General features: G+C 41.5%; 16 protein-coding genes. 10 read left to right on the top strand and 6 right to left on the bottom strand.

Translation table 11 applies throughout. The features are described from left to right. Positions 1-99: 99 nt before the first annotated feature. A complete protein-coding gene (gene kapD, locus EP737_RS17670; protein ID WP_129729379.1) occupies positions 100-723 on the top strand; it encodes a 3'-5' exonuclease KapD in 624 nt (207 codons plus the stop codon). Between the two features lie 190 nt (positions 724-913). Here kapD and kapB read toward each other — a convergent pair whose 3' ends face one another. Next, positions 914-1,297: a kinase-associated lipoprotein KapB gene (kapB, locus tag EP737_RS17665; protein ID WP_129729377.1), complete on the bottom strand. Its 384-nt coding sequence runs from the start codon at positions 1,295-1,297 to the stop codon at positions 914-916. A gap of 135 nt (positions 1,298-1,432) precedes the next feature. On the opposite strand from kapB, the gene EP737_RS17660 reads away from it, so the two are divergent. Together EP737_RS17660 and EP737_RS17655 are read left to right on the top strand one after the other, a co-directional pair. Beyond that, positions 1,433-1,633 carry a hypothetical protein gene (locus EP737_RS17660; RefSeq protein ID WP_129729375.1) on the top strand — a complete coding sequence of 67 codons (201 nt, stop codon included), beginning with the start codon at positions 1,433-1,435 and terminating at the stop codon, positions 1,631-1,633. 208 nt (positions 1,634-1,841) lie between these two features. Beyond that, a complete protein-coding gene (locus EP737_RS17655) occupies positions 1,842-2,378 on the top strand; it encodes a superoxide dismutase family protein (protein WP_129729373.1) in 537 nt (178 codons plus the stop codon). A 28-nt stretch (positions 2,379-2,406) separates the two neighbouring features. On the opposite strand, the gene EP737_RS17650 is transcribed toward EP737_RS17655, so the two are convergent. Further along, positions 2,407-3,576, bottom strand: a complete 1,170-nt coding sequence (locus EP737_RS17650; protein WP_129729371.1) for a MalY/PatB family protein — start codon at positions 3,574-3,576, stop codon at positions 2,407-2,409. A gap of 99 nt (positions 3,577-3,675) precedes the next feature. On the opposite strand from EP737_RS17650, the gene EP737_RS17645 reads away from it, so the two are divergent. After that, positions 3,676-3,927 (top strand): DUF1871 family protein, encoded by a 252-nt coding sequence (locus tag EP737_RS17645; RefSeq protein ID WP_246040299.1) that lies wholly within the window; start codon positions 3,676-3,678, stop codon positions 3,925-3,927. A 211-nt stretch (positions 3,928-4,138) separates the two neighbouring features. Here the strand turns inward: EP737_RS17645 and EP737_RS17640 are convergent, their stop codons facing one another. After that, positions 4,139-4,990, bottom strand: a complete 852-nt coding sequence (locus EP737_RS17640; protein ID WP_129729370.1) for an alpha/beta fold hydrolase — start codon at positions 4,988-4,990, stop codon at positions 4,139-4,141. A gap of 526 nt (positions 4,991-5,516) precedes the next feature. On the opposite strand from EP737_RS17640, the gene EP737_RS17635 reads away from it, so the two are divergent. From EP737_RS17635 to yugI, 3 genes are all read left to right on the top strand, one after another. Next, a complete protein-coding gene (locus EP737_RS17635) occupies positions 5,517-6,014 on the top strand; it encodes an Lrp/AsnC family transcriptional regulator (protein WP_129729368.1) in 498 nt (165 codons plus the stop codon). After that, positions 6,011-7,213 (top strand): aminotransferase, encoded by a 1,203-nt coding sequence (locus EP737_RS17630; RefSeq protein ID WP_129729366.1) that lies wholly within the window; start codon positions 6,011-6,013, stop codon positions 7,211-7,213. Before EP737_RS17635 ends, EP737_RS17630 begins: the two co-directional genes overlap by 4 nt. 141 nt (positions 7,214-7,354) lie before the next feature. Beyond that, the gene (gene yugI / locus EP737_RS17625; protein WP_129729364.1) at positions 7,355-7,723 is read left to right on the top strand and encodes a S1 domain-containing post-transcriptional regulator GSP13; all 369 of its coding nucleotides are present in this window, start codon (positions 7,355-7,357) and stop codon (positions 7,721-7,723) included. Between the two features lie 111 nt (positions 7,724-7,834). Here yugI and EP737_RS17620 read toward each other — a convergent pair whose 3' ends face one another. Further along, entirely contained in the window at positions 7,835-8,068 is a 234-nt protein-coding gene (locus EP737_RS17620) for a DUF378 domain-containing protein (protein ID WP_129729362.1), read from the bottom strand. Positions 8,069-8,444: 376 nt separating this feature from the next. Here EP737_RS17620 and EP737_RS17615 point away from each other — a divergent pair, with 376 nt between their 5' ends. From EP737_RS17615 to EP737_RS17605, 3 genes are all read left to right on the top strand, one after another. Next, positions 8,445-9,608: an iron-containing alcohol dehydrogenase gene (locus tag EP737_RS17615; RefSeq protein ID WP_129729360.1), complete on the top strand. Its 1,164-nt coding sequence runs from the start codon at positions 8,445-8,447 to the stop codon at positions 9,606-9,608. A gap of 248 nt (positions 9,609-9,856) precedes the next feature. Continuing rightward, on the top strand, positions 9,857-11,206 hold the full coding sequence (locus EP737_RS17610) for a glucose-6-phosphate isomerase (protein WP_129729358.1): 1,350 nt from the start codon (positions 9,857-9,859) through the stop codon (positions 11,204-11,206). Positions 11,207-11,572: 366 nt separating this feature from the next. After that, positions 11,573-11,983 (top strand): YugN-like family protein, encoded by a 411-nt coding sequence (locus EP737_RS17605; protein ID WP_129729533.1) that lies wholly within the window; start codon positions 11,573-11,575, stop codon positions 11,981-11,983. On the opposite strand, the gene EP737_RS17600 is transcribed toward EP737_RS17605, so the two are convergent. Both EP737_RS17600 and EP737_RS17595 read right to left on the bottom strand, forming a co-directional pair. Continuing rightward, positions 11,973-12,965, bottom strand: coding sequence for a potassium channel family protein (locus EP737_RS17600; RefSeq protein ID WP_129729356.1), 993 nt, complete (start codon positions 12,963-12,965; stop codon positions 11,973-11,975). The genes EP737_RS17605 and EP737_RS17600 overlap by 11 nt on opposite strands. A 92-nt stretch (positions 12,966-13,057) precedes the next feature. Further along, entirely contained in the window at positions 13,058-13,738 is a 681-nt protein-coding gene (locus EP737_RS17595; RefSeq protein ID WP_129729354.1) for an MgtC/SapB family protein, read from the bottom strand. Between the last annotated feature and the right edge of the window lie 278 nt (positions 13,739-14,016).

Raw genomic sequence — 14,016 nt, 5'->3', positions numbered from 1 at the left:
AATTATGGAGAAACAGCAGAGAGAAGCGCCGCGTTTTTAGTGGATACGTGCTATAATGGAGGTACATGAGACGGAAAGAAAAGGTAAGGAAGGGATGTCATGAATGAGCAGCAATTTTTATTTGTAGACTTTGAGTTTACGATGCCGGAAAACAAGAGACAGCCGGGCGGGTTCGTTCCGGAAATCATTGAGGTTGGGATTGTAGCGGTTGTTCATGATGAAGTAATTGACACATTCTCCTCATATGTAAAGCCGCAAAAGTTTCCTATTTTGACAGAACGGTGCAAAAAATTTTTGAATATTAGGCAGGAAGCTATTGATAGTGGGATTTCCTTTTCTGAACTAATTGAACGGTTGATGAACTACGAATCGACATATCCAAGTACAGTTGTTACATGGGGCAATATGGATGTAAAGGTATTAAAGCAAAACTGTGGGCTGGCAAATATTTCTTATCCTCTTAAGGGCAAGCACCGTGACTTGTCGCTGGAATACAAACGTTTTTTTGGAGACCGCAATCAAACGGGTCTTTGGAAGGCAATAGAATCATATGGGAAAAAAGGGACGGGTAAGCATCATCGTGCGTTAGATGATGCACTGACAACGTACAGTATTTTTAAGCTAGTGGAAAAGGATAAAGAATACTTGCTTAAGCCAGCTCCAACGAAGATTGGTGACTTAGTTGATTTTACAAAATTAATGAAAAAGGTGAGTACGAATTAAAGACCAAATTACTGTTAGTAGTAATTTGGTCTTTAGTTTTACTTTGAGAAAGTATAAATTTTCAGCTCGAAGTGAATTCGACGTATCAGGAACTTTTAGGAATACAGTGTAAGTGCAATTACGCGTTTGTCTTCGCCATGTGAGCTTGGAAGTAATGTATGAGCTTATATTATATGTACTGACGCATGTGTTATAGCTTGTAGTCAAGCCGTAAGCTGCTTAGATTTTCAAGGGAACGCTCTGCCCAAGGAGAACCATCCTCCTGCAAATCTTTCTTTTGCCGCTCTAAAGCTTGGCGAAGTGACTCCTTGTAATCTGGAATTTCATCTTCGTATCGTTTTACCATTTGCTGCGGGATATTTGTTTGCTCTCGAAAAGCCAAAGCACGGCGTTCATGAAAAAATGGCACATCTGCTTGTTTGACGCTATGCAAGTCCCCTTGTGTTGGGTGTTTCAAAACAGCCAATACTTTAACGAGATAGTGCTGTGGTCTTATATCAGTAATTTCCCCGATATATTTCCCTGTTTTATATATACCTGTTACAATATCACCAATTTTAAGTGAGTCCTCCATCTTTTAACCTCCTTTTTTTCCATCGTACCGAATTTGCAAGATGCCTGTCAAAAGTCCTTGCTATATTTTTTGAGTGTAATTCTATATAATGTAAAAAAGAATAACCATGCTCGTCTGTAAAGGAGTGGAATGATCATGCTACCTTTGTATTTTCCAGAAAACAAGCTTGAGTATATTCCAGCGGCGGTTACGTGTTTGTTGTTTATTTTTGGTGCGGTTTTTACATGGAGAATGTTTATAAAGGTCTCTAAGAGAGAGCAGCAGCAATTTGAACAGATGGAACAGAATTTAAAGGAAATGGACAATGCGGTATCGGATACACCGGCATCAAAATAAGTGGGCTTGCCTCTGAGGCGGGCTTTTTTTATTTTAAGAAAATATAAAGTTCTAGCTAGAAGACAATTCGATGTAGTGAGAAAGTATAAGTAGGGCTACGCCTCTGTCTTCGCCCAAGGGCAGGGCTCGCCAATCGGCGAGTTCTCTTTAGTATGTTTTATTCTGAGAGGGGGAAGATAAGGAAAGAATGAATGTAGAGGGGGATTGTATGCAACGAAAACTGTTAGATGCGTGTTTTGTGCTGGCTCTTCTTGCAGGCTGTGATCAAGGTGAGCCGAAGGAAGTAGAAGTGAAGCTGCAAAATGAATCTGGAGACGAAGTGGGGAAGGCAACCCTTTCTGACCAGCCGGGCGGCTTGCAGATTAAAATTGAAGCAAAAGGCTTTAAACCTGGTCCGCATGGCTTTCATATCCATGAAGTAGGGGTATGCAAGGCACCTGATTTTTCTTCTTCGGGCAATCATTTTAACCCTGGGGGAAAAGAGCATGGTTTGCTGAACCAGAATGGAGCGGAAAACGGTGATCTACCAAATTTAATTGCGGATGATAAGGGAGAAATTAAAGCAGAAATTATGGCACCGAACGCATCTTTGAAGGAAGGGAAGAGTACGCTGCGTCGTAAAGATGGAGCCTCTCTTATTATTACAGAAAATGCGGATGATGGCATGACGCAGCCGACAGGAAAGTCTGGCAAGCGTTTAGCCTGCGGAGTGATTGTGAAGAGATCAGCGGACGCAAAAAAATAAAGCAGTCCCACGTACTGTGGGACTGCTTTTATACATTTTGCGTGGAGTTCTTTACTGCATCTCGCAAACGAATCAACGCTTCCTGCAAAATAGATCTTGGACAACCGAGATTGAGACGGATAAATCCTTCGCCGCCGGGACCGAATTTCTCGCCTGGTTCGACAACGATTTTTCCCTTCTTTTGCAGAAGATTGAGACGAGCTTCCTTTGATAGTCCCAGCTTTGAACAATCCACCCAAAGCAAGTATGTTCCTTCAGGTTGATATGGTTTTAGCTCTGGTATTTCAGTTTGAATATATTTATATGCAAACTGAGCATTTTCTTCTAAATACACTAGTAGATTATCTAGCCACTCCTCGCAGCTTGTATAAGCTGTCTCCATTGCTGTTGAAGCGAACAGATTCAAGGAGTAGAAGCCTTGTCGGTGTAAGATCTTTGTAAATTGCTTTCGAAGCACCTCGTTTGGAATAATAGAAGCCGATGCTTGTAAGCCGGCAATATTGAATGTTTTACTTGGAGCCATACAGGTAATAGTACGTGAAGCAAGGTCGTCCGACAGAGAAGCGAGCGGTGTATGAACATGTCCGCTGAAAATAATATCGGCATGAATGTCATCTGATACGATGATTACATCATACTCTATACACAGCTTACCTAGTCGCTGCAGCTCCTCCTTCGTCCATACACGTCCAACAGGATTATGGGGACTGCACAAAATCATAAGGCGAATTCCTTGCTTGAATTTGGCCTCTAGGTCTTCCCAATCCATTTCATATTGACCATTTTGGATAATGAGGGGATTTATTACTACCTCTCGTCCGTTTTTCGTCACCATATCAAAAAATGGCGCATATACGGGGGATTGAACAAGTACCTTGTCACTTGGAGCTGTGAAGGCTTGAACGGCGACACCTAACGCAGGCACGACACCAGGTGTAAGCACAATGGAGCTTTTCTCGATACTCCATGCATAACGTTCCTTTGTCCAATGGATAATGGCGCGGTATAAATCCTCGCTGCCAAATGTATATCCGAAAACCCCATGCTCTACTCGTTGCCGCAGAGCGTCCTGAATCGCTTGTGGTGCAGCGAAATCCATATCTGCCACCCATAAATGCAGCAAGTCATCGTCCTTATGTAAATCCCATTTCACAGAATTGGTTCCGCGTCGATGGATCGTTTTATCAAATTCTTTCACAAATGTTCATCCTCCCTTGTTGATACCCTTTTTTTTCAGCATAGCGTATGTGTTACAATAAAGAAAGAAGTCAATCTTGTAAAAAAAAGGAGTAAATTTATGGACAACGTGTACGCACAGATGGTTGAGATAGTAAAGGAATGGGATCCGTTTAGCTATGGTTCTGACTTTTACGAAACCGAAGCTGTCGATGTCGTGCAAATTGCTGATTCATTTGATGATGCTGACTACATTTCCAGAAAAATTCAGCATGTTTATTTTATGTCCTTTGAAGAAGTCGTTGCGATAGAAAAATGCAAGCAGCTTGCAGAGAGACTGTTGAGCATTAAAAATGCAGGAAGCTGCAGATAGAGCTCGGTTTGGTCATAGGGAATGAAAAAGATGAGTCTTGTGTGGACTCATCTTTTTACTGCACTTTAAGAGTATAAATCTCCAGCCAGCAGCACATTCGACGCAGGAAATTTTAGGAGCAAAGTGTAAGTGCAGCTGTGCCTCTCCATGCCGAGGCCGTCTTCTTTCGTGATTTGCTCGTAATGGATTCAGAAAAATAAACGGGAGCTATTTATTGTGCTTCGGAGATGCCGGCAAATTCCACAATATTCTCATATACATGCTGCGGCTTTTCTTCCGGAAGCAGATGGCCTGCTTTTTCATAGGAAATAAATCGTGAGTTTTTTAAATCACTATGCAGGCGTTTTCCTACAGAGATAGGAACGACCTTATCTTCTTCTCCCCAAATAAGGAGAGATGGTATTTCAATTTGCTGCAGTTCACAGGATGGTAAGTCTCCTTCCCGGTCGCGAATCATGCGTGTTAAAGCATGGAAGATACGTTCATCAAAAAATGGTGCAGCATAGCCTTGCATCATTTCGTCATCAATCAGTGAACGATCATGAATAACATTGAGCAAATTTTTCAGTACGCCGCTTCGCACAAGCCAGTTTTTAATGTACAAATAAAAAAATGGCAAGTACGAGGAGTAGACAAGGGAAAAGTGTGATTTTGGTAAATATCCCGAGCTGCAAATGAGTACTGTTTTATCCACAAGATCAGGACGTTGTTTGCTAATGTACAATGCAATTTGTCCACCCATAGAATGTCCAACAAGAATGATATTTGAAAGGTGTAAATGCTCAACAAGAGAAACAACGATATTTGCCATATTCCGATACGAATATGTAAAATCTTTTGATTTGTCACTCTTTCCAAACGGTGGTAAGTCGAGAGCGACAACGGCCCCGTGCTGTGCGAGCAGCGGAATCAGGCGACGGTAGCTGAAGGTAGAGGATAAAAAGCCATGAATTAATACGAACGTTGTTTTGTTTGAATTTGGCTCATAATTATATAGCTCGTAATGGACTGTCATACCGTAGATAGAGAATGGAGGGAGAGGGAACTGCTCCTGTTGCTTCATCTTTTATCACCCCATTAGTTTTTTACACTGTAAGAAAATATCAATTTCTAGCTGGAAGCTAGTTTGACGTAGTCGGAAGTTTTAGGAATACAGCACAAGTGCAACTACGTCTCTGTCTTCGTCCAAAGGCAGGGCTTGCCAATCGACGAGTTTTCTTTACACTGTAGGAAAGGATAAATTTCCAGCTAGAAGTGAATTCGACGTAGCGGGAAATTTTAGGAATACAGTATAAGTGCAACTACGCCTCTGTCTTCGCTCAAAGGCAGGGCTTGCCAATCGACGAGTTTTCTTTATCTATCATCCCCATTCCGTTATGTTCTATGCTCGGGAAAAGATAGAACTGTTAGGGGAACTCGTACAGTCTTTTATATTTTCGTCTCCTCGAAGTCGATAATTGTGGCATAATATAGAGAGATGCTTGCGGCTGCAAACGTATCTTCCTCTCACTAAAAAAAAGAGAATTTTTCAAAGGTTTAGATAACCTGTATACTTTTAGTGAAAATACATGGATAAGGAGTTCAAGACGATGACTGAAAAAGAACTGGAATTGTTAGAATGTCTAGAAAAGAACAGCCGTCTGCCAGTCGATACATTGGCAAAAATGCTTGATATTGATGTCGAAGAAGTACAGACGATGATGAAGAAATTCGAAGAAAGTAAAGTAATCGTCAATTATGTGACGCTTGTTGACTGGACGAAGGTGACAGAGAAGGAAGGCTTGACGGCGATGATTGATGTGAAGGTTACGCCAAAGCGTGATGTTGGCTTTGATGAAATCGCAGAGAAAATTTACCGATATCCAGAAGTGAAATCTGTTTATTTAATGTCCGGCGCATATGATTTGTCTATTGTCTTAGAAGGGAAAACAATGTCAGAGGTAGCTAGCTTTGTGGCACAAAAGCTTTCTACGCTGGATTCTGTTTTATCTACAACAACGCATTTCATTTTGAAGAAGTATAAGCATGATGGGATTGTGTATGAGCAAGGGGACAATAATGATAAGCGGATGATGGTGACGCCATGAAGACGTTCACTTTGTCTGAAACAGCAACATCGCTGAAGCCATCTGGCATCCGCAAATTTTTTGATCTTGCGTCAGGAATGGAAGGCGTAATTTCACTTGGTGTTGGGGAACCAGATTTTGTAACACCATGGAATGTGCGCGAAGCAGCTATTCGTTCTCTAGAGGAGGGCTATACAGCTTATACAGCAAATGCTGGACTGTTGGAGCTGCGTCAGGAGGCATCTAGTTATTTTAAACGAAAATTCGATGTTTCGTATGATGCGTCAGAAATCCTCATTACAGTAGGGGCAAGCGAAGCAATTGATATCGCATTACGAACCATTATCAATCCTGGTGATGAGGTGCTTGTTATTGAGCCATGCTTTGTTGCATATGCACCGCTTGTTACGCTTGCAGGAGGAATTCCAATCTCTGTTTCTACGAGTCCTGAAAACGGATTTAAGCTGCAGCCGGAGGAGCTAGAGGCAGCTATTACAGAGCATACGAAAGCGATGCTTCTTTGTTCACCAAGCAATCCAACAGGTACTTCATTAAATAAGGATGAGCTAGAAGCGATTGCTGATGTTGTAGAACGTTATAATCTGATTGTATTGTCTGATGAAATTTATGCAGAGCTGATGTATGACGAATCATATACAAGCTTTGCCAGCATTGAGGGCATGCGCGACCATACCATTTTAATTTCCGGTTTTTCTAAAGGCTTTGCAATGACAGGCTGGCGCCTTGGAATGGTGGCAGCTCCGGTCTTTTTCCTTGAGCATATGCTGAAAATTCATCAATATATGCTTATGTGTGCACCGACGATGGCGCAGTTTGCGGCGATTGAGGCGCTGCGGGCAGGCGACCGGGATGTAATTGCGATGCGGAAAAGCTACAAGCAGAGAAGAAATTTTATCGTGAAATCATTTAATGAAATGGGTTTAACATGTCATATGCCAGGAGGCGCATTTTATGCGTTTCCGTCTATTCGTTCCACAGGCATGACATCGGAGCAATTTGCTGAGGAGCTATTGCTTGAGGAGAAGGTTGCAGTTGTGCCGGGATCTGTATTTGGGGAAAGCGGCAACGGTTATATTCGCTGTTCGTATGCGACCTCTATGGAGCAATTGATGGAGGCAGTTAAGCGCATCAAACGTTTTGTAGACAAAAAAAGAGACAAAACGATGAATGTTTTGTCCCAAAAAGGGGGGGAATACTAGAAAGCCATGTGTTAGTATTGTATCCGTATTTTTACAATTTATACGTGATGATAGAAAAATTTTTCGTAATTTTGAATGAAATAGGAGCACGTGGTATAATTTACTAATATGAAGAAAAGGTAAATTTATAGGAGTGTTTCTATGCTGGACAAATATCATCGTGGGACAGTTGTGAAAGGAAAGGTTACAGGCATTCAAGGATACGGTGCGTTTGTTGCTTTGGATGAATCTACACAAGGCTTGGTCCACATCTCGGAAATTACAAATGGATACGTAAAAGACATTCGTGATTTTTTAAAAGTCGGAGATGAGGTACAAGTTAAGGTGCTGTCTGTAGATGAAGAAAGCGGGAAAATTAGCTTATCACTCAAGGCGATTCAAGAGCCATCTTTATCAAAGAGACAGACAGTGCTGTGCGTTCCAAAGCCGGATGCCGCAGGTTTTAATACGCTGCGTGACAAGCTGACAGAATGGATTGAGCAGTCACAAGAACATAATGCGGTAAAGTGAAAAGCCTTCGCCGTCTGTTATGCGATCGGGGACAATGCTTCTCGAAAAGGATGAGGGAACCAGAAAATAAAAAAGAAGGCAAATAGCCTTCTTTTTTATTTTCTGGTTAACTTAACGTACTTCCCGGGCTTCTCGGCGTGTGCCGAGCTCTTCAGAAGGTTTAAATAGTAAGCCAAGGTTGATGAGGCCAGAAAGTCCTACAAGACCATATACAATGCGTGATAGTGCTGCATCTTGTCCGCCGAAAATAGCGGCTACTAAATCAAATTGGAAGAAGCCGATGAGTCCCCAGTTTAATGCACCGATTATCGTTAACACTAAAGCAATACGTTGTAAAGTGCTCATATAAGAATTCCTCCTTGTTTTATTGCTTCCTTATATAGAATGTATTTCGTACAATCTCCTTATGCATATTTTTTTAGGAAACAGATATTTTTTGGTACACTTTAAGCAAGGCTAAATCTCTAGCCTGTAGCGAATTCAACGTAACAGGAAATTTATAAGTGCAACTACGCCTCTGTCTTCGCCCAGGAGCAGGGCTCGCCAGTCGGCGAGTTTTCTTTGCTTTAATGCTTTAGGGTGTTGTCTCGTGGAGAAACGGTGAATCTATTTGGTGAACCGATAAACAGGGACTTTTCAGTTATCCATTCTTATTTCATATAAGTATTAATCGGATATTCCCTTTAAGAGAAAGTCATCTTACTAAAAAGGAGGAATACACATGCAGAATTTTACGTTTTATAACCCAACAAAGCTTATTTTCGGCAAGGGGCAGCTAGAACAACTGAAGGTAGAGGTACCAAACTATGGTCAAAGGGTATTGGTTGTATATGGCGGCGGAAGCATTAAGAGAAGCGGTCTATATGATCAGGTGATGGATATATTAAACGAGCTTGGGACAGAGGTACATGAATTGAGTGGGGTAGAGCCAAATCCTCGCTTAACGACTGTTCAAAAAGGTGTAGATATCTGTAAAGAGCATAATGTTGACGTGCTCTTAGCTGTTGGCGGCGGAAGTGTGATTGATTGCACGAAGGCTATTGCAGTAGGAGCGAAATATGAGGGGAATGTATGGGATATTATTACGCGCAAGGTGGCAGCAAATGGAGCACTCCCCTTTGGTACGGTGTTGACACTTGCAGCGACAGGATCTGAAATGAATTCAGGCTCTGTTATTACCAACTGGGAGACGAATGAAAAGTATGGATGGAGCAGTCCATTTACCTTTCCGCGGTTTTCTATTTTGGATCCTGTATATACATTCACTGTGCCGCAGGATCAAACGGTTTATGGTATGGTCGATATTATGTCGCATGTTATCGAACAATATTTCCATCAGGGAACCAATACCCTCCTTCAGGATCGTTACTGTGAATCCTTGCTAAAAACGGTAATTAAAACAGCTCCCAAATTGGTAAACGATTTGGAAAATTATGAGCTTCGTGAAACAATTCTGTACTGCGGAACAATGGCGTTAAATGGAATACTGCAAATGGGGGTACGTGGTGATTGGGCGACTCATAATATTGAACATGCTGTTTCGGCCGTATACGATATTCCGCATGGCGGAGGTCTTGCAATATTATTCCCGAATTGGATGAAGCATGTGCTTGATGAAAATGTATTACGCTTTAAGCAATTTGCTGTAGGTGTATTTGATATACAAATAGAAGGAAAATCTGATCGTGAAGTTGCGCTTGAAGGTATTGAAGCGCTACGCAGCTTCTGGACATCAATTGGTGCTCCTGCGCGTCTTGCGGATTACAAAATTGGCGATGAACATATTGAGCTTATGGCGGACAAAACAGTCATAAATGGATCGTTCGGCAACTTTAAGAAGTTAACGAAGGAAGATGTCATGGAAATTTATCGCGCATCTCTATAAATGCAAAAAGGCAGCTAAGACTGCCTTTTTTGCACTGTGAAAAAATATAAATTTTCAGCTGAAAGCTAATTCGATGCGGAAGGAGATTTTCGGAAAAAGTGTAACTGGGACCTCTATCCTCGCCAATTGGCGAATTTTCTGGATACTTTTATTTTGGATACGCTTACACCTAAAGGTCTGCTTGATTTACAAGCGCTGTTTAGTTAAAGTGAAAGAGGCACGTAATTTTTACATTTGGAGGGAGAAATATGACACACGTGAAATTTGATTATTCCAAAGCATTATCGTTCTTCGGTGAGCATGAAATTACATACTTACGCGACGCAGTAAAGGTATCACACCATGCGCTTCATGAAAAAACAGGAACTGGAAATGACTTTTTAGGTTGGATCGAGCTTCCTGTTGCGTATGACAAGGAAGAATTTGCACGTATTCAAAAATCAGCTGAGAAAATTAAATCTGACTCTGATATTTTGCTTGTCATTGGTATTGGTGGTTCGTACCTAGGAGCGCGTGCTGCAATTGAAGCATTGAGCCATTCCTTCTACGGTACGTTAACGAAGGAACAGCGTCGTACACCACAGGTTATATTTGTGGGTCAAAATATCAGCTCTACATACATGAAGGATTTAATGGATGTACTAGAGGGAAAAGACTTCTCCATTAACGTAATTTCCAAATCTGGTACAACAACAGAGCCTGCTCTTGCTTTCCGTATCTTCCGTAAATTGTTGGAAGAAAAATATGGAAAAGAAGAAGCGCGCACACGTATTTTTGCAACAACAGATAAAGCACGCGGTGCGTTAAAAACTTTCGCGGACGAAGAGGGCTATGAAACATTCGTAATCCCTGATGACGTAGGCGGACGCTACTCTGTATTAACAGCTGTTGGATTGCTTCCAATTGCGGTAAGCGGTTTAAATATTGAAGAGATGATGAAGGGCGCAGCACAAGGCTATGAAGATTTCGGGACATCCGAATTGGAGGCAAACCCAGCTTATCAATATGCGGTTGTGCGCAATGCGTTATATAATAAGGGAAAAACGATTGAAATGCTCATTAACTATGAGCCAGCATTACAATACTTCGCAGAATGGTGGAAGCAGCTGTTTGGTGAGAGTGAAGGAAAAGACCAAAAAGGAATCTATCCATCATCTGCAAACTTCTCAACAGATTTGCACTCTTTAGGACAATATGTTCAAGAGGGACGCCGTGATCTATTTGAAACGGTATTAAATGTTGAGAAGCCTCGCTATGAGTTGGAAATTGAAGCGGAAGAAACTGATCTAGACGGCCTAAACTATTTAGCAGGAAGAACAGTAGACTTCGTCAATAAAAAGGCATTTGAAGGCACTTTGCTTGCTCATACAGATGGCGGCGTGCCAAACCTAATTGTAAACATTCCTACATTGGACGAGTATACATTTGGTTACCTTGTTTACTTCTTTGAAAAAGCTTGCGCAATGAGCGGTTATCTTCTAGGAGTAAATCCATTTGATCAACCAGGAGTAGAAGCGTATAAGAAGAATATGTTTGCGCTTCTTGGCAAACCTGGATTTGAAGAATTAAAAGCGCAATTAGAACAACGTTTGAAATAAGACAAAAAAGGACTTTAGCTTTTGCTAAGGTCCTTTTTATTTTTTACACTGTAGGAACGTATAAATTTCCAGCTGGAAGTGGATTTGGCGTATTTAGAAATTTTAGGGATGCAGTATAAGTGCAACTACGCTTCTGTCTTCGCATAGCGGCTCGCCAATCAGCGAGTTTTCTTTTGCAAGATCAGAAAGTATAACTTTTCGGAGTGATGTCTAGCTCCCAAGGCTCAAAATGGCAGACTTCGGGCTGAACCTACGCTGCCATAAAAGGCGGGCCTTGTCCGCTTTTCTTAATTCATTGGTTGTAAATGGAAGAGAGCGTGTTTGGGCAAGCTATATGCAGAATATGTTATGGAAAGGAAGAAGGATATGATCCCTATTTCATCTAAACTGGAAGGACAAGTATTTCAGTTATACAAGCTTGAGCAGCTTTTAAAGCCGCTCGGCTATGTAATAGGCGGCGGCTGGGAGTACGAAAGAGGTTCTTTTGATTATAAGCTTGCGGATAACAACGGCTATCAATTTTTACGTATTCCATTTGAGGCTGTAAATGGTGAGCTTGATGCCAGAGGGGTGGTTGTCAGAATTGGTACTCCTTATTTGCTATCTCATGTGTACGAGGAAGAACTTGACGATCGTGTGAACACCTTTACCTCAGCGTTAACATCACTCGATCAGTTTTCTGAACCGAAAAATCCAGACGGTCCAGTTGATCAAAAATATGTAGATACTGGGGAGGCCCTTGTGAGAGAGGCAGAGGAAAAGATTCTTACCTCATAAGTACAATCAACAGATCATCTGGGTAAAGTGGAAAGGGATGGAGAGGATTAATATAATCCTTGCCGTCCCGTTTCACTCCGAGCAGCAGAGTATCTTTTTCTAGGAAATGTATGCTGCAGGATCGAAACGTCTCCTCTGCTTCGCTATTATGGGGAATGAGGCGAATGCCTGCTTCTGACGAATGGTTGCAGAAGGAAATGAATGTTTGCGAGACGCTTGGGAATAAGAGCGAAGAGGTCAGAATATGACCTATTAGCTTATTTGTTTGCAAGACTTCATTTGCTCCTGCGCGATTTGCATTATCTACCTGCTGCGCTGTCAATATTTCAACGATACAATACAGAGACGGATTCAATCCTTTTGCTGCGAGGATCGTTAACACGGACAGAGTATCAGCGCTGCTCTCATCCTTTTCCTGGTCGGCAGTAATTACAATCGTTCGGGCACCTATGATATTTGCTCGTTTTAAGGTGTCATCGTGATAGGGACATCCTTTCACAAAAAATAAATGGGCAAATTTTTTGGGCAATATAGGTAATGTTTCATCAATGAGTACAAGATGTGTTTTAGGGTAAAGTGTTTCGAATTGCTGTAAAAGCTGCTTTACACGTTCGTTCCAGCCTACGATGATAATGTGGTTTTGAAATGAGACAGTAGACTTCCCTTTTTGTCTCAGATATTGTCTGCTCAGCATTTCTGTTGCAAATGATACCATGTAGTAGGAACCAAATGCTGTTCCGAGCAAAATTAAAATGATAGCAACTGTGCGCCCTGCATATGTTTGGGGAACAAAGTCTCCATAGCCTATGGTAAAGGTTGTTACAATAGCCCACCAAACTCCGTCAAAGAAGGTGTGGAAGGTTTGGGGCTCCAGGAAATGAGCGATAATACCGAATGATAAAATCAGACTACCCATAATAACAACTAGGCGCCAAAGAATGGACAATCGAGATGTTTGTACAATTGAATCATTTGAACTCAAAAGTTGTTCCCTCCTAAGAATTGAGAAGCCGGATACGCTACACTGTAAGAAAGTATAAATTTCTAGCTGGAAGCCAACTCGAAGAGGCAGGTTTAGAGGCTCTCAACCTCCGTGCCACGCACATTTGTAATGTTTTGGATAGCGAAATAAAGGTCTGGCGTACGGAGTTTTTGGTCAACTGACAGCTTTAATTGTAGAAAATGCTCCCCTGTGTCCAGTGCTTTTAGCTTCATATTGTTTACTTTAATACCCATACCTTGAATTTCTTCCATAACTGTTGGGACGTTTTGCAAATCGTTCACTATTACTTTTAGACCAATTTCACGTTGACGAAGCGGTCGAGGTCCGAATGTGTTCATCATTAAAGGAATGAATTCCACACTTATAATAAGAAACAGCATTCCAGCGATAGATTCGATATAAAAACCTGCACCAACTGTAATGCCAATACCGGCCGCGCCCCAAATCATTGCCGCTGTTGTAAGGCCGGCAATGCTGTCATTCTCTCTTCGGAGAATTACGCCGCCTCCTAAAAAGCCGATACCGGAAATGATTTGTGCTGCGAGGCGCAACGGATCCATTCGAATGTGGTCGGGACTGGGCAGCCGATAGGCTACTTGAATGGAAACGATTGTAAGGAGACAACTAATGATTGAAATGACAAGACACGTTTTTAAGCCAAGGGGCTTTCTTCTTAACTCCCGCTCCAATCCGATAATAAAGCCGAGAAAAGCCGAAAGTCCAAGCTTTAGAAGAGCATCAGCATAATCCATTTTTTTTCCCCCTCTATCCTAATAGGTAGTATGCCAAAAGTGTTTGTATTTTAATTTATATGGGGAAAGGAAGAGAAGTTCACTTTATGATGTAAAAATAATAAAAAAGGTATTGTATTTCATTAAAGCCAATGGTATATTAATAAACGTCGCTGATACGAAAAAATATAAAGCGGACATCATTAAAAAATGTTGACATCTAAATTCGGTGATGTTAATATAAGAAAGTCGCCTTTGAGCGACGGACAAGTTCTTTGAAAACTGAACAAAACACAAAA

It is taken from the genome of Ectobacillus funiculus, assembly GCF_004138295.1.
In the GTDB taxonomy this organism is placed as follows: Bacteria; Bacillota; Bacilli; order Bacillales; family Bacillaceae_G; genus Ectobacillus; species Ectobacillus funiculus.
This window is presented reverse-complemented; position numbering and strand designations above follow the sequence as displayed.